This is a genomic window from Aquimonas sp., assembly GCF_044377145.1.
Lineage (GTDB): Bacteria > Pseudomonadota > Gammaproteobacteria > Xanthomonadales > Xanthomonadaceae > Aquimonas.
The window spans coordinates 1-13,729 of the sequence record NZ_JBILJQ010000065.1 but is presented as its reverse complement, the minus strand read 5'-3'; the positions used below and the strand labels follow the sequence as shown (position 1 = coordinate 13,729).

Annotated in this window: 15 protein-coding genes; 13 read left to right on the top strand and 2 right to left on the bottom strand. The window is 65.3% G+C overall.

Annotation, left to right across the window (positions count from 1 at the left end):
- The first annotated feature begins 105 nt into the window (after nucleotides 1–105).
- Entirely contained in the window at nucleotides 106–555 is a 450-nt protein-coding gene (locus ACIQ7H_RS17065; RefSeq protein ID WP_395793713.1) for an Hsp20/alpha crystallin family protein, read from the top strand.
- Nucleotides 556–660: 105 nt separating this feature from the next.
- Complete coding sequence (locus ACIQ7H_RS17060; protein ID WP_395793712.1) at nucleotides 661–1,533, top strand: DnaJ C-terminal domain-containing protein; 873 nt, start codon at nucleotides 661–663, stop codon at nucleotides 1,531–1,533.
- A gap of 191 nt (nucleotides 1,534–1,724) precedes the next feature.
- Here ACIQ7H_RS17060 and ACIQ7H_RS17055 read toward each other — a convergent pair whose 3' ends face one another.
- Together ACIQ7H_RS17055 and ACIQ7H_RS17050 are read right to left on the bottom strand one after the other, a co-directional pair.
- Nucleotides 1,725–2,567: a phosphate/phosphite/phosphonate ABC transporter substrate-binding protein gene (locus ACIQ7H_RS17055; RefSeq protein ID WP_395793710.1), complete on the bottom strand. Its 843-nt coding sequence runs from the start codon at nucleotides 2,565–2,567 to the stop codon at nucleotides 1,725–1,727.
- Between the two features lie 204 nt (nucleotides 2,568–2,771).
- Entirely contained in the window at nucleotides 2,772–3,650 is an 879-nt protein-coding gene (locus ACIQ7H_RS17050; RefSeq protein WP_395793708.1) for a YgfZ/GcvT domain-containing protein, read from the bottom strand.
- Between the two features lie 74 nt (nucleotides 3,651–3,724).
- On the opposite strand from ACIQ7H_RS17050, the gene ACIQ7H_RS17045 reads away from it, so the two are divergent.
- The 11 genes from ACIQ7H_RS17045 to ACIQ7H_RS16995 all read left to right on the top strand — a co-directional run bounded on the left by ACIQ7H_RS17045 (nucleotide 3,725) and on the right by ACIQ7H_RS16995 (nucleotide 13,410).
- Nucleotides 3,725–3,910: a DUF1674 domain-containing protein gene (locus ACIQ7H_RS17045; protein WP_395793706.1), complete on the top strand. Its 186-nt coding sequence runs from the start codon at nucleotides 3,725–3,727 to the stop codon at nucleotides 3,908–3,910.
- 173 nt (nucleotides 3,911–4,083) lie between these two features.
- Entirely contained in the window at nucleotides 4,084–4,473 is a 390-nt protein-coding gene (sdhC, locus tag ACIQ7H_RS17040) for a succinate dehydrogenase, cytochrome b556 subunit (protein ID WP_395793704.1), read from the top strand.
- Nucleotides 4,470–4,850: a succinate dehydrogenase, hydrophobic membrane anchor protein gene (gene sdhD / locus ACIQ7H_RS17035; protein ID WP_395793702.1), complete on the top strand. Its 381-nt coding sequence runs from the start codon at nucleotides 4,470–4,472 to the stop codon at nucleotides 4,848–4,850. Before sdhC ends, sdhD begins: the two co-directional genes overlap by 4 nt.
- Nucleotides 4,851–4,872: 22 nt before the next feature.
- Complete coding sequence (gene sdhA, locus ACIQ7H_RS17030) at nucleotides 4,873–6,660, top strand: succinate dehydrogenase flavoprotein subunit (protein ID WP_395793700.1); 1,788 nt, start codon at nucleotides 4,873–4,875, stop codon at nucleotides 6,658–6,660.
- A gap of 114 nt (nucleotides 6,661–6,774) precedes the next feature.
- Nucleotides 6,775–7,563 carry a succinate dehydrogenase iron-sulfur subunit gene (locus ACIQ7H_RS17025; RefSeq protein ID WP_395793698.1) on the top strand — a complete coding sequence of 263 codons (789 nt, stop codon included), beginning with the start codon at nucleotides 6,775–6,777 and terminating at the stop codon, nucleotides 7,561–7,563.
- Between the two features lie 237 nt (nucleotides 7,564–7,800).
- Nucleotides 7,801–8,211, top strand: a complete 411-nt coding sequence (locus tag ACIQ7H_RS17020; protein WP_395793696.1) for an MAPEG family protein — start codon at nucleotides 7,801–7,803, stop codon at nucleotides 8,209–8,211.
- Nucleotides 8,212–8,378: 167 nt separating this feature from the next.
- Nucleotides 8,379–8,639: a succinate dehydrogenase assembly factor 2 gene (locus tag ACIQ7H_RS17015; protein WP_395793694.1), complete on the top strand. Its 261-nt coding sequence runs from the start codon at nucleotides 8,379–8,381 to the stop codon at nucleotides 8,637–8,639.
- Nucleotides 8,596–9,069, top strand: a complete 474-nt coding sequence (locus ACIQ7H_RS17010; RefSeq protein ID WP_395793692.1) for a hypothetical protein — start codon at nucleotides 8,596–8,598, stop codon at nucleotides 9,067–9,069. Before ACIQ7H_RS17015 ends, ACIQ7H_RS17010 begins: the two co-directional genes overlap by 44 nt.
- A 1-nt stretch (nucleotide 9,070) precedes the next feature.
- Nucleotides 9,071–10,315, top strand: coding sequence for a lipoprotein-releasing ABC transporter permease subunit (locus tag ACIQ7H_RS17005; RefSeq protein ID WP_395793690.1), 1,245 nt, complete (start codon nucleotides 9,071–9,073; stop codon nucleotides 10,313–10,315).
- Nucleotides 10,308–11,018: a lipoprotein-releasing ABC transporter ATP-binding protein LolD gene (lolD, locus tag ACIQ7H_RS17000; protein ID WP_395793688.1), complete on the top strand. Its 711-nt coding sequence runs from the start codon at nucleotides 10,308–10,310 to the stop codon at nucleotides 11,016–11,018. Before ACIQ7H_RS17005 ends, lolD begins: the two co-directional genes overlap by 8 nt.
- Nucleotides 11,019–11,034: 16 nt before the next feature.
- Entirely contained in the window at nucleotides 11,035–13,410 is a 2,376-nt protein-coding gene (locus tag ACIQ7H_RS16995; protein ID WP_395793686.1) for a DNA internalization-related competence protein ComEC/Rec2, read from the top strand.
- Nucleotides 13,411–13,729: the final 319 nt, after the last annotated feature.

Sequence of the window (13,729 nt, the reverse complement as noted above, 5' to 3'; positions counted from 1 at the left end):
ATGTGCGTGTGCTCCGGCGACTTGGGCTCTTGAAAATCTGCCCTGCACATCGCACCTCATTCGCTGACGGCGGCATTGGGCTGTCGATCGCAGGAGAGATTTTGCATGGCTACGCCCCGCAATCCCTGGGCCGTTCAAGGCGGCCTGCAGACCGATCTTAAGCAGGTGTTCGAGCGCTTCTTCGGCGAGACCGCCGAAGCCGACCAGTCCAACGTCGTCACCAGTCAGTGGGCGCCGCGGGTGGACATCCGCGAAGAGCCCACCCGCTTCATCATCGAGGCCGATATCCCGGGTGTGGACCCGACCACGATCGAGATCCACATGGACAAGGGCATCCTGTCGATCCGCGGCGAGCGCGCCAGCGGCAGTGAGGAAGAAGGCGCCAGTTACACCCGTATCGAGCGCTCGCGCGGCAGCTTCTATCGGCGCTTTGCGCTGCCTGACACCGCCGATGCCGACGGCATCGAGGCCAAGGGCCTGCATGGCGTGCTGCAGATCTGCATTCCCAAGCGGCCGCAGGCCAGCCCGCGACGTATCAGTGTCAATGCGGTCTGACTGACGCACAGCAGCAGCGCTTGCTTCCCCGTGGTCGCAGGCTGCTAACCTGCGCAGCCTGCGGCACTCGCCGCGGGTTTTGCCACACGACTTTCGGAAGCACCCATGGAGTTCAAGGACTACTACAAGACGCTGGGCGTGGAGCCGGGCGCCAGCGACGCGGATATCAAGTCCGCGTATCGCCGGCTGGCGCGCAAATTCCATCCGGATGTCAGCAAGGAAGCGGGTGCAGAGGAGCGCTTCAAGGCCATCAACGAGGCCTATGAAGTGTTGAAGGATCCCGGCAAGCGCAACGCCTACGAGCAGCTGCGCGCCGGTGGTTTCCGCCAGGGTCAGGAATTTCGCCCGCCGCCCGGCTGGGACTACGAGGGCGGCGGTGGCGAGTTTGGTGGCGGCGGCTTCAGCGATTTTTTCGACACTTTGTTCGGCGCTGGTCGTGGGCGTCCTCAGCCGCGGCCTGGTGCAGCAGCGCAGCCCAAAGCCGAGCGTCGACTCAAGGTCGAGCTCGAGCTTGAGACGGTCTACGCCGGCGGCCGCGAGCGAGTCGAGATCGACGGCCGCACGCTTGAAGTGAAGATTCCCGCCGGTATCCTGCCGGGCCAACAGATTCGCCTCGCCGGCCAAGGCGGGCAGGGCAGGGACCTGCTGCTGGAAATCGCCTATCGCCCACACCCACGGTTCGAGGTGGAAGGACGCACGATCACCCACCGGATGCCCGTGATGCCGTGGCAGGCAGCGTTGGGCGCGACCTTGAGCGTGCCCACCCTCGGTGGTGCGGTCGAGCTGAAAATTCCGGCAGAAAGCGACACCGGCAAGCGTCTGCGTTTGCGCGGTCGAGGCTTGCCGGGCACGCCTGCAGGCGATCAGATCGTGGTGCTGGAAGTTCGTGCCCCCGCGCCGCGCGGAGAGCGCCAACGCGAGCTATACCGGGAGATGGCGGCGGCGTTTTCCGAGCCACCTGCGCGCGGATCTGTCTGAACAGCAGCGGCTGATCTTGACCTGCGCCCTGGTCGAAGCAGGGCGCGGCGAGGTGCGGTTGGCCCGACGACATTCGGCCAAGTTCTCACTCGCGTCCGTGATAGCCACGCGGACAGGCGTCCGTCGCGACCAGGTTCCCTCTCGCCTGCGCGCGCGCCCGTGCACGCGCTGCGTGTTGGGCGCTTGGAGGCTTATCTGAAGCCGAAGAAACCTCGCAGCATATCCTGAGAGCCTCGATACTCTTCCGCGCTTGTCGGCTCGAAGCGGCTGGATCCGATTTCAACCAGCACCTGATGCGCTTCTGGATTGTTGTGCAGGTTGATCAACACCTCGCGAACGGCATTGGCGACTTCCTGCGGCACTTTGGGTGAGGCACTGAACGCCATGCCGGGGAACTCGCGGCTCCGGCTGATCACCTGAAGATTCGGATACATGTCCGCGATGAAGCGCGGCACCATCGCCGCGTCGGCTTCGTCGCCGAACACCATTTCCACACCGTCACGCCAGGATGCAGCCTCGGAGCGGATGTCCGGCTGGGCCAGTGGGTTGATGAACATATCCGACAGCAGGGCATAGCCCAGGCTGGGCGAGGTCATGGTGATCAGGCGCTTGCCGACCAATCCTTCAATCCCGAGTTCGGCCGTCTCCGGCAGCGCCACCAAGCTGTAGGAGGTGCGCTCGGCCAGCCGGGCCAACGGCTGGAAGTTGAAGCGTTGAGTCCGGTAGTCGGTGAAGTGGGCTTCTTCGAACACGAAATCGGCGGCCGCGTTCTGCCGCAGGTCGCGCCAGTGGAACTGGTAGTTGCGCGGGGTCGACAGCACGAAGCGATGGCCGGTTTCGCTGCCGAGGTAGTCGAGCAGCGGCTGGTAGATCTGGGCCACGCTTTCGGGCGTGTAGCCGGGTTCGATGACGACTTTGAACTCATCGGCCCTCGCCAGCGGCGCCAGCAATACGAGTGCTGCGAACGCGAATGTGCGGTGCCAGTTGAAGCCGGAGCGCAAGGACCGGCCATCCTCCCCTGTCGTGTGCTGCATGGTTTCTCCCCCCGTGTAGCCGACTGTTGGCGCCGGTCTGTTGGAATGCTGTCTGTCGCCTGCGTGGGTGACAGATCTCTTGCGGCGCAATGTGCGGGCCGGACCTTGATCCGGTGCGTGCCTGTGCCGCCCTGCGGTATAGCAGAGCGGACAGGGTGGGTCTACCGCCGGTCGGTCGCTTCAGCACGCCCATCCAGCCGGGGTTCAAGCTGCAAGATCTGGCAGGGGCGGTGAACCCAGTTCGACCCGCTCAGCAGGCACCCCATCGATGCTGAGCGCGCCACTCCGGGCGGCGTCACTGAGCACCGCCTGGATTTCGACGCCGTGTGCGTGCGTGGATGCACTGATGACATCGCCGCAAGGCATGGTGTCGGCGAGGACGCTGGCGCCGAACGCAGGCGCGGGGCCGAGTGGAGTCCGTAGGCCGCCGAGCCTGCGTTTGCTCTGGCCTAGGTAGTGCGTGCGGGCGACGATCTCCTGCCCGGGATAGCAACCCTTGCTGAGGCTGAGCGCTTCCAGCCGGTCCAGGCCCAACATATGTGCGGTGTGGCTTCCGCCCTCCGCAGGGAGGCGTGGCACGCCCTGGCGGATGTCGGCACGCAGCCACTCGGTTGTGGCGACGGGCTCCGATTCCGCGGCGCGCACCGCCACCGGCAGCACAAACAGTTCGCGAGTGGGCTCCCCTCGCATGCGAAGACAGGCAACTGCATCGCCAGGAGCGTCAGCAACACCGCTCAAGAAGCGCCCATACACCTGCAGGTCGGTTCGCGCCTGCACTCTGCACTTCCGCCTCAGCACGAAGCGCGACAGTGCTGGCGCGAGCAGCTCGGCGGGATGATCGGGCAACAACAGCCATAGGCCGTCTTCGTCCGGTCGCCGCAGCAGCGCGAACAGCGCCAGCACCCGGCCCTTGGCGTTCAGCCATGCGCTCCACTGCCAGTCGCCAGGCTGCAGCGCGTTCGCATCATTGCTGAATTGCGATTGTGCGAACGCGAGCGAATCGCTGCCCTCGACCGCCAGCACCGTGAACTCGGGCAGGCCTCGCAAGGCGTTGGAATACGGGTGTTCGGGGAGTCCTTGCATCGATCGTGCGACCTTTGTTGGCTTGCGGCGTGGGGGCCTCGCGGAGTACTCTCCGTCGGCTAGATTGCCCCGAGATGATAGGCCAAGTGCAGCCAGCTCCCGAGCCCGCGACACCTGATTCCGTGCCAGCTGCCGACGAGCCAACCGTGGTGCTCGAAGTCGTGCCCAAGGAATCGCCGCGCGAGATCGGTGGGCGAGAAGGTCCTGAGCCCACCCGCTATGGCGATTGGGAAAAAAACGGCCGCTGTATCGACTTTTGATCACGCGCGCTGCACGGCATGCGCGGCATGTCCGGGTTCGCTCACAGATCGTGTTGTGCCTCCAGTTCCGGTGGTGATCGCTCTGCATGCGCGCGTCGCGTCCTGCTCTCGAAGTAGACGCCACGTTCGCGCAGATTGTCAGATCCTTGCACGTCATAAACCGGGACCCAGGAATGAGCACACGCCAGCGACCTCTTTCGCCGCATCTGCAGGTCTATCGCCCGCAAATCACTTCGGTTCTGTCGATCAGCCATCGCATCTCCGGGATCGTCAACGCGCTGGTCGCGCTCGGTTTGGCCGGTCTGCTGATGAGTGTCGCGGCAGGTCCTGAGGCCTATGCCCAGTTCGCCGCGATCGCGGGCTCGCTGCCCGCGCGCATCGCCCTGTTCGTTTTCACTCTGTCGATCTGCTACCACCTGTTCAACGGCATCCGCCATCTGTTCTGGGATGCCGGTCGCGGCTTCGAAATGTCGACGGTGTACGCCTCGGGTTACACCGTTATCGCGCTTGCCCTGCTGACGACCATCGGTATCTGGGGCGTAGTGCTTGGGGGCCCGGCATGAGCCTGCAGAATCCTCTCGCAAAGGCACGCGGCCTCGGCTCCGCGAAGGATGGGACCGCTCACTGGTGGGCACAGCGTACTTCGGCGATCGCCTTGGTTCCGCTGGTGGTCTATGTCCTCTATCTGCTGGTATCACTGGTCGGATCTGACTACGCCACGATACGCCTGGCCATCGCACAACCCTGGAATTCGGTGCTGCTGATCCTGTTTTTTGCGACGGCGTTCTGGCACGCCCGACTGGGCCTGCAAGTTGTTATCGAGGATTACATCCACGCCCGCTGGCTGGAGATCAGCCTGATGATCGCCGTCAAGTTCATTTACGTCGCACTGGGGCTTGCCGCGATCCTCGCGATCGGCCGCATCGCCTTCACCGTCTGACCGGAGCGCAAGCGAAAACTCCATGAGCGCTTACAAGATCATCGAACACAAGTACGACATGATTGTCGTCGGAGCCGGCGGCGCGGGACTGCGCGCAACTTTTGGTCTGGCCCAGAAGGGCTTGAACACGGCCTGCATCTCCAAGGTGTTTCCGACCCGCTCGCACACGGTTGCCGCGCAGGGTGGTATCTCCGCAGCACTTGCCAACATGGGTGAGGATGACTGGCGCTTCCACTTTTACGACACCATCAAGGGTTCGGATTGGCTGGGAGACCAGGACGCGATCGAGTACATGTGTCGCGAGGCGATTCCCGCCATTATCGAGCTCGAGCATTACGGTGTGCCGTTCTCGCGAACCGAGGATGGCAAGATCTATCAGCGTCCGTTTGGTGGCATGACAACCCACTATGGCAAGGGCACCGCGCAGCGCACTTGCGCAGCCGCTGACCGTACCGGCCACGCCATTCTGCACACGCTGTATCAGCAGTCGCTGGCGCACGACGCGCGTTTCTTCATCGAGTTCTTCGCGCTCGATCTGATCATGGACGAGGAAGGCGCCTGCCGCGGCGTGCTTGCGCTGGAGATGGCGACCGGCGATCTGCATCTGTTCCGCGGCCAGGGCGTGGTGCTTGCCACTGGCGGGTACGGGCGAGCCTACTTTTCGGCCACGTCTGCGCACACATGCACCGGTGACGGCGGCGGCATGGCGCTTCGCGCCGGGCTGCCCTTGCAGGACATGGAGTTCGTGCAGTTCCACCCGACCGGTATCTACGGTGCCGGCTGCCTCATTACCGAGGGCGTGCGTGGCGAGGGCGGTTACCTCACCAACTCCAAGGGCGAGCGCTTCATGGAGCGCTACGCGCCAAACGCCAAGGATCTCGCCTCGCGCGATGTGGTCAGTCGTTCGATGACGATCGAAATCCGCGAAGGCCGCGGCGTTGGCGTGGACGCCGACCACATTTTTCTGAACCTGCAGCACCTCGGCCCCGAGGTCATCAACGAAAAGCTTCCCGGCATTGCCGAATCGGCCAAGATTTTCGCTGGCGTCGACGTGACCAAGCAGCCGATTCCCGTGCTGCCGACCGTGCACTACAACATGGGCGGCCTGCAGACCAACTATCACGGCGAAGTTGTCACTCTCAAGAACGGAAACCCCGACAGCGTCGTGCCAGGCCTGTATTCGATCGGCGAGGCCGCATGTGTATCGGTACACGGCGCCAACCGGCTGGGCTCGAACTCGCTGTTGGATCTGGTCGTGTTCGGTCGCGCCGTCGCCAATCGCTGCGCCGAAACCATCAAGCCCGGCCAGAACCACAAGGCTCTGGCGGCCTCCGCTTGCGACCGCTCGCTGGCAAATCTGGACGCGCTTCGCAACGCCAAGGGCGGCACGTCCACTGCCGATCTGCGCCAGAAAATGCAGCGCACGATGCAGAACCATGCAGCGGTGTTCCGCACCTCCAGCAGTCTTGCCGAGGGCGTTCAGAAAATTCAGGAGATCCACGCCGGGTTCGGCGACATCCGCGTCGCGGATCGGTCGTTGATCTGGAACTCTGACTTGATCGAGACCCTTGAGCTGCAGAATCTCCTGGGCCAAGCCGTGGCGACCGTGGTGTCGGCGGAGAACCGCAAGGAATCACGCGGCGCGCATGCTCACGAAGACTTCCCCGACCGCGACGACGACAACTGGCACAAGCACTCCCTGTGCTGGGTCGACGAGAAGGGCAACACGCGCATCGATTACCGCCCGGTGCACATGAACACCCTGACCAACGAAGTCGAGCCCGTGCCGCCCAAGGCGCGGACGTACTGAATTGCTCGGGATTGGTGATTCGGGATTCGGGATTCGCAAGGGCAAGAGCCTCCAAGCGCACCGCAGACCGCTCACGAATCCCCAATCCCGATTCCCGAATCCCGGAAGAAAGCCATGGCCGAATTCACCCTGCCGAAGAACTCCAAGATCACCAAGGGCAAGCACTTCGCCGCGCCGGCTGGCGCGAAGAATGTCCGCAGCTTCAAGGTATATCGCTGGAATCCGGATGACGATGCCAATCCGAGCGTCGACACCTATGATCTCGATCTCGACGCGTGCGGGCCGATGGTTCTGGACGCGCTGATCAAGATCAAGAACGAGATCGACCCGACGCTCACATTCCGCCGCTCCTGCCGCGAAGGCATCTGCGGTTCGTGCGCGATGAACATCGATGGCACCAACACCCTGGCCTGCACCAAGGCGATCAGCGACTGCGGCAGCAAGGGCGTGCCGATTTACCCGCTGCCGCACCTGCCGGTGATCAAGGATCTGGTGCCGGACTTGACCCATTTCTACGCGCAGTACGCGTCGATCCGGCCTTGGCTCCGCACGCAGTCGGCACCGCCGGCGTCGGGCGAGCGCCTGCAGTCGAAGGAAGACCGTGCCAAGCTCGACGGGCTCTACGAGTGCATCCTCTGCGCGTGTTGTTCGACCAGCTGCCCGAGCTACTGGTGGAACGGCGACCGTTACCTTGGCCCGGCGATTCTGCTGCAGGCCTATCGCTGGATCATCGACTCGCGCGATGAGGACACCGGCGCGCGTCTGGACGATCTCGAAGATCCCTTCAAGCTCTACCGCTGCCACACCATCATGAACTGCGCGCGCACCTGCCCCAAGGGCCTGAATCCGGCCAAGGCGATCGCCGAGATCAAGAAGCTGATGATCCAGCGCCGCGGCGCTTGATGGCGCCAGACGGCGCCTGCGGGCGCCGTTTTGCTGTTGGGTTGGGGGTTGGTGTTGCCGGATAGGGGCTTGGGGATTCAACCGCCGCTGTTGGGGCGCAGGCGTAGCCGCGCTTTGGAGCCGATTCGCGTTCGAGCGTGTCGCCGCGGATATCCGGCCCAGCTCTGGCTCGTCGCCTTTGAGGCTCGCCCCGCACCTGCTACCGTCGGCCATCCCCAATCCCGGATCCCCGGCCCCATGCATTCCATCTTCCTGCCCGGCTTCGCGCTCGTTGCGCTGACTTTCCTCGTCTGGTGCCGGCTGTACGCCGAGCGTCTGGGACAGATGCGGCGCGATCGTATTCGTCCGCAGTCGGTTGCGACGTCGGCCCAGATGTCAGCCAAGCTGGCTGATTCGCGCGCCTCCGACAATTTCCGCAATCTGTTCGAACTGCCGGTCCTGTTCTACTTCGCCCTGATGGTCGCAGCGATGAGCGGGCAGACCGGCGCGCTGGTGATCGGGCTGGCCTGGACCTTCGTGGTGCTGCGCGCCGTGCACAGCCTGATTCACTGCACCTACAACCGGGTGATGCATCGCTTCAGCGTTTACCTGCTCTCCGCCGTGGTGCTTTGGACGCTGCTTGGTCTGCTGGTCTGGCGGTTGATCTGATCGGATTGGCGAAGAGGTGATCCGGGCCTTTGCAGGCACCGTGCACGTTCGACTCTCCATCGCCAGCGGCGGCTGGGCAGATCCCCGCAGATCATCCACACTGCGCGACCGTTGAAGGCCGATCACACCATCGCCAACCCGTATTCGAACGAGCACGGCCGCCGCACATGACCGACCCCATCAGCCCCGAAGATCTCCGCCGCTGGCGCTGGCGTTCGCGCCGCGGCATGCGCGAGCTCGATCAGTTGTTCGAGCGCTATCTGAAGCTCGCCGAGTCCGATCCCGCACAATTCGTCCGCGCCGATTTCGAGGCCTTGCTGGTCTGCGAAGACGATGCGCTCTGGCGCTGGTTCATAGGCCGCGAACAGCCGGAGGATGCCCAGCTTGCCCGCATCGTCGCCGTCATCAGCGCCCTCCCTTCGGCTTGAGCTGCGGCCCTCGCGTGTGCTGGCGGCTGCGCTGATCGTGCTGGCCGCCCTCGCCACACTTGCGGTGCTGCGTTCGAACCTGCCTGTGCTGTCGGTACTGGGCGTGCCGGTTTTGCTCGCGCTGGCCTTGTGGCAGCTGCAGCGTGCGCCGCGTGGCCTGCTGGTGCTGCTACCGGGCGGAGAGGCACGCTGGGTTCCGCGCGGCAGCGATGAGTGGCGCACGCTGGATTCACTCACCCTGCAGCGTCGCGGGCCGCTGTGTGTGCTGAGCCTGGGCGTTCAGGGCCGGTGCGTCCGTTGGCCGGGTGCATCGGATACCCTGCCGTTCGCAGACGCGCGTTTGCTGCGGCTGTGGCTGGACCGCCACCGGTCGGCCGACCCAGTGGCTGCATCCGACGCCATTCCCACCTCGCCACAAGGCCCCGCCTGACGTGTTCCGTCCCATCGAAATCGCCATCGGCCTGCGCTATACGCGGGCCAAGCGTCGCAATCATTTCATCTCCTTCATCTCCTTGGCCTCGATGCTCGGCATCGCGATCGGCGTGACCGCGTTGATCACGGTGATTTCAGTGATGAACGGTTTCGAGCAGGAGCTGCGGGCGCGCATCCTCGGCATGGTGGCGCACGCCACCATCAGCGGTGCGGGTGAGGATCTGCAGGATTGGCAGCGTGCTGTGGAAGTCGCGCGCGCCGATCCGCGCGTGCTGGGCGCGGCGCCGTATGTGGAGCGAGAGTCCCTGCTGCAGGCAGGGCGAACTCAGGGCGCGCTGCTGCGCGGTATCGATCCCGCACTGGAGCCGGCGGTCGGCGAGATCGCCGACAAGATGACCGAGGGCGCGATCACCGACCTCACTCCTGGCGGTTTCAAGATTCTGGTGGGTGTTGATCTGGCCCTGCATCTCGGCGTCGGCGTCGGCGACAGCATCACCGTGCTGGTGCCGGAGTTCCGCAGCACGCCGATGGGCGTGGCACCACAGACCCGGCGCTTCACCGTCGCCGGCGTTTTCAGTGCGGGCATGCAGGAGTACGACCGCCAGCTGGCGGTGGTGCATATGCAGGACGCGCAGCGGCTGCTGCGAATGGGGGAGGGTGTCACCGGCGTGCGTCTGAAGCTGGTTGACATGTTCCAGGGATGGCAGGTTGCGCGTGACCTGACCGAAAAGCTCGATCAGTACTACCGCATTCGCGACTGGAGCGCCGACCACAGCAATTTCTTCCGCGCGATCAAGATGGAAAAGACGGTGATGTTCATCATCCTGTCGCTGATCGTCGCGGTGGCCGCCTTCAATCTGGTGTCTTCGCTGATCATGCTGGTGACCGACAAGCAGGCCGACATCGCCATCCTGCGCACCCTTGGCATGAGCCCGGCTTCGATCATGGGCGTGTTCGTCGTGCAGGGCAGCATCATCGGCGTGGTCGGAGTCCTGCTGGGCCTGATCGGTGGCGTGGCGTTGACCGCGAACCTGCAGCACGTGGTGCACGCGATCGAAAGCGGGTTCGGCTTCGAGGTGATGCCGGCGGACGTTTACTACATCACCGGCCTGCCGACCGATCTTCGTTTCGATGATGTCGGTCTGATCGCCGTGATCGCCCTGCTGATGAGCATGCTGGCAACCCTGTATCCGGCCTGGCGCGCGTCGCGCACCGACCCCGCCACTGCCCTGCGCTATGAGTAAGCCCGCCATGACCGCCGCAGACCCCGTGATCTCATGCACCGGCCTGGCCAAGACCTATGCCGAGGGCGATCTGAATACGCCGGTGTTCGCTGGCATTGATCTCGCTATCGCGCGCGGCGAAACCGTCGCCATCGTCGGTGCATCGGGTGCAGGCAAGAGCACCCTGCTGCACATCCTCGGCGGGCTGGATATGCCCACGACCGGTGAGGTGTTCGTCGCGGGCGAGGCGATGAGCGCGCTGTCGGACACTGCGCGCGGCCGACTGCGCAACCGCGCACTCGGCTTCGTGTACCAGTTTCACCATCTGCTGCCGGAGTTCACCGCGCTGGAGAACGTCTGCATGCCCTTGCTGATTGCCGGCAGCAGTGTTGCCGAGGCTGAGCGCCAGGCCGCTGCACTGCTCGATCGTGTTGGCTTGGGCGCGCGCCTGCGCCACAAGCCGGGCGAACTTTCGGGCGGCGAACGTCAGCGCTGTGCGGTTGCACGCGCCTTGGTGACGCGCCCGGCCTGCGTGCTGGGCGATGAGCCCACCGGCAATCTGGACGAGAAAACCGCAGCCCAGGTCTACGGCCTGATGCTTGAACTCAACCGCGAAGTCGGCACCAGCTTTGTTCTGGTGACGCACGACCGCGGCCTTGCACGCAAGATGGACCGAGCGCTGGAGCTGTCCGGCGGTTCGCTGAAGCCGCTCGCCGCGGTCTGAGCCGAGCGCGCGCGGAATGTCCAGCGCGCAGGCGGCTTCGCGAGTGCAGTCGCCTTCAGGAAGTCAGCCCCTGCTGGGTATTGGCAGCGCATTGGCGCTGCTGGCGGGCGTGAGTTTCGCGCTCGGTCTGCCGGAGTTTCCGCCGGATGCGTTGGTCTGGGCCAGCGTGGCTGTGGCCGTGCTGCTGCTGCTTTGGCCTCGATCATTTGCGGGTGCCGTGCGATTGCTTGGCGCTTCCTTGCTTGGCGCGGCGGTGACTCTGCTGAGTGCGCAATCGGCCATGCAGCAGCGCTTGCCGGCTGTGCTCGAAGGCCGTGACGTCCAGGTTGAAGGCCGCATCCAGGGTCTGCCGCAGTACGCCCCTGACTCGATCCGCTTCGACTTCCGCGTGGATGACGGAGCGGGCGATGCAGCGGTACTCGCCGGTCGTCTGCTTCGCGTCGGCTGGTATCGCGGCAGCGAGACTCCTGCGGCCGGCAGTCGCTGGGCGCTCACTCTGCGACTGAAGGCCCCCCGTGGCGTCGACAATCCGGGCGGCTTCGACTTCGAGCGCTATGCGTTGCAGCGTCGACTGGCGGCCACCGGCTATGTGCGCGAGGCGCCGTCAAACCTGCAGCTTGCCGCACCCAGCGGCCTGGATGCGCTGCGCGCGCGGCTGTCGCAACAGATGGTCGAGGCGCTGGGCGGCGAGGGGCCGGCGCATGCCGGCTCCCGCTTCGTGCGTGCGTTGAGCGTCGCCGACACCCGTGGCTTTGGCGAGCAGGATTGGGAAACCCTGCGGGCGACCGGCGTCAGTCATCTGATGTCGATCTCGGGCATGCACATCAGCATGCTGGCGGGCCTCGCGGCTCTGCTGGTGCGCGTGCTGTACTGGCTGTGGCCGCCGCTTGGCCTGCGCGTGCCGCTGCCTCAGGGCGCCGCGCTGGCAGCGCTGCTGGTGGCTGTGGGCTACGCAGCACTGGCCGGATTCGGCCTAGCCACCGTACGCAGCCTGCTGATGATCGCCGCCGCGCTGCTGGCTGTTCTGCTGCGCCGCAGCTCGGGCCCGTGGCAGTCCTACGCGCTGGCCCTGATCGTTCTGGTGTTGAGCGACCCTCTTAGCGTGCTCGGCGCCGGATTCTGGCTGTCCTTCATCGGTGTCGCCTGGCTGCTCTGGTGCATGCCCGCCGAGCTGACGAGCTTGCCTGGCTGGCGCCGCTTGCTCGGCACGCAGCTGGTCGCCAGCCTGGGCCTGCTGCCGCTGACCGTGTTCTTCTTCGGCCAAGCCTCAATTGCAGGCTCGGTGGCCAATCTGTTTGCCGTGCCATGGGTGAGCCTGCTGGTTGTGCCTCTGAGCCTTCTGGCGACCGGGCTGCTGCTGCTCGGCGCCACCGTGCCCGCCACCTGGCTGCTGTGGCTGGCAGCTCAGGCGATGGATTTGCTGTGGTGGCTGCTGCAATGGATGGAGGGGCTGCCACACGCGCAAGTGTTTCTGCCCGAGCCGGATCTGGTGACCTTGGCGCTGGCAGTGATCGGCGCACTGTGGCTGCTGCTGCCGCGCGGTTTGCCAGCCAAGCCGCTCGCCCTGCTGCTGTGGCTGCCGCTGGTTTGGCCGCGTATGACACCGCTTGAGCATGGCGAGGCGACCCTGACGGTGCTGGATGTCGGGCAGGGTTTGGCCGTGCTGGTGCGCACCCGCGAGCACGCTCTGCTGGTCGATACCGGGCCGGCCTTCGGGAGTGGGCTAGATATGGGCGAAGCCGCGGTGGTGCCGGCGCTGCGTGCTTTGGGGGTGCAGCAGCTGCAGCGGGTGTTGGTGTCGCATGGCGATGCGGATCACGCTGGCGGCGCCGGCAGCGTCTTGCGCGCCTATCCGGCCGAGCTGATCAGCTCGGATCGGCAGCGGTTTCCGCGGGCCTCGGGCTGCGAGAGTGGCGACAGCTGGGAGTGGGATGGCGTGCGCTTCGAGATCCTGCATCCGCCGCCGCACTTTCCGTATCTGCGCAACGAGAGTTCCTGCGTGCTGCGGGTCGAGGCGCGTGGCAGCACGGCCTTGCTCACGGGGGATATCGGCGCCTTGATCGAAGCGCGGCTGGCGCGCGAGCAAGCGCACATGCTGAAGGCCGATGTCGTTCTGGTGCCTCACCATGGTAGCGGCTCATCGAGCACCGATGCCTTCGTCCGCGCGGTGGGTGCGCAGCACGCGTTGATCGGGGCCGGCCACCGCAATCGCTTCGGGCATCCTCGTGCTGACGTGGTGGCGCGCTGGCAGGCGGCGGGCGCCGCGGTGTGGAACACCGCCGACCAGGGTGCGCTCTCGCTGCGGCTCGGCCGAGAGGCCGATGTCGCGGTGGATGCGCGTCGCGCCTCGAATCGCCGGCTGTGGAAGGCGGAGCCCGCGCCCGTTCCTTAGCACCTGGCTGGCCAAGCGTTCGTGGGCTGACAGACGGACGGCGCCCTGGCATCCGCGCGATCCTCGCAGCCTGCGTTCCATGCTTCGGCGTGGGGTTCGTGCATCGCGCCGGGCTACCGATCAAGCCGCGTTCTCCCACCGAAACTCCGTTTTCGTCCGGCCGCACCACAGCCTGCGTTCAGCGCCACAGGTCCGTAAGCGTCCGCCCACCTCACCTACCTTCCTTACCTGATTCTCCCGACCGTCTCCGGTTTCCCCAACGGAGGACCGGTCGATGGCGTGTTCGGAGGCGTGGCGGTGGCGGGCGCATGTGCGCTCG

Coding starts and splice junctions, on each gene's coding strand:
- ACIQ7H_RS17020 (WP_395793696.1), top strand. CDS start 7,801: ATGCATTCCATCTTCCTGCCCGGCTTCGCGCTCGTTGCGCTGACTTTC.
- ACIQ7H_RS16995 (WP_395793686.1), top strand. CDS start 11,035: ATGTCCAGCGCGCAGGCGGCTTCGCGAGTGCAGTCGCCTTCAGGAAGT.
- ACIQ7H_RS17065 (WP_395793713.1), top strand. CDS start 106: ATGGCTACGCCCCGCAATCCCTGGGCCGTTCAAGGCGGCCTGCAGACC.
- ACIQ7H_RS17045 (WP_395793706.1), top strand. CDS start 3,725: ATGATAGGCCAAGTGCAGCCAGCTCCCGAGCCCGCGACACCTGATTCC.
- sdhC (WP_395793704.1), top strand. CDS start 4,084: ATGAGCACACGCCAGCGACCTCTTTCGCCGCATCTGCAGGTCTATCGC.
- ACIQ7H_RS17050 (WP_395793708.1), bottom strand. CDS start 3,650: ATGCAAGGACTCCCCGAACACCCGTATTCCAACGCCTTGCGAGGCCTG.
- sdhA (WP_395793700.1), top strand. CDS start 4,873: ATGAGCGCTTACAAGATCATCGAACACAAGTACGACATGATTGTCGTC.
- ACIQ7H_RS17060 (WP_395793712.1), top strand. CDS start 661: ATGGAGTTCAAGGACTACTACAAGACGCTGGGCGTGGAGCCGGGCGCC.
- ACIQ7H_RS17015 (WP_395793694.1), top strand. CDS start 8,379: ATGACCGACCCCATCAGCCCCGAAGATCTCCGCCGCTGGCGCTGGCGT.
- lolD (WP_395793688.1), top strand. CDS start 10,308: ATGAGTAAGCCCGCCATGACCGCCGCAGACCCCGTGATCTCATGCACC.
- sdhD (WP_395793702.1), top strand. CDS start 4,470: ATGAGCCTGCAGAATCCTCTCGCAAAGGCACGCGGCCTCGGCTCCGCG.
- ACIQ7H_RS17025 (WP_395793698.1), top strand. CDS start 6,775: ATGGCCGAATTCACCCTGCCGAAGAACTCCAAGATCACCAAGGGCAAG.
- ACIQ7H_RS17055 (WP_395793710.1), bottom strand. CDS start 2,567: ATGCAGCACACGACAGGGGAGGATGGCCGGTCCTTGCGCTCCGGCTTC.